This is a genomic window from Neisseria sp. P0021.S007 (assembly GCF_051956855.1).
The window spans coordinates 1-464 of record NZ_JBQCXA010001542.1 but is presented as its reverse complement, the minus strand read 5'-3'; the positions used below and the strand labels follow the sequence as shown (position 1 = coordinate 464).

Below are 464 nucleotides of genomic sequence, written 5' to 3'. Positions count from 1 at the left end.
GGTTGTCATTACCAATAAAAATGAAATTCTGGCTGCTGAGTTGCTGAAACAACTCAATCTCGACGGCTATTTCAGCTTGGTTCTCGGCGGAGACAGCCTGACTGAGAAAAAACCCAGCCCATTGCCGCTTCAACATGCGGCCGAAGTTTTGGGCATCGACGTTGCCAATATGCTGATGGTGGGCGACTCCAAAAATGACATTATTGCCGCCAAAGCGGCCGGTTGCTTCAGCGTCGGCGTAACATTCGGCTACGGCGACATGACCTTGCTCTCCCAAGACAAAGCGACCAAACCTGATTTGTTGATTCGAGCCCTGCCTGAAATCTACGAAAATCTGCAACCGCAAAAAAACAAAGACGAAGAATAATTCGGCTTTATTTTCAGACGGCCTTTTTAGTGCTTTCACCTAATCAGGCCGTCTGAAATGTAATTCAATGTAGTTTAAATCCCTCCCCTTCCATATC

At 47.0% G+C, this 464-nt stretch carries 1 protein-coding gene; it reads left to right on the top strand.

The features are described from left to right. Positions 1 to 367 (top strand): HAD-IA family hydrolase (locus tag ACTHUR_RS20160; RefSeq protein ID WP_440400569.1); only part of this gene is annotated, 367 nt, incomplete at its 5' end. Positions 368 to 464: the final 97 nt, after the last annotated feature.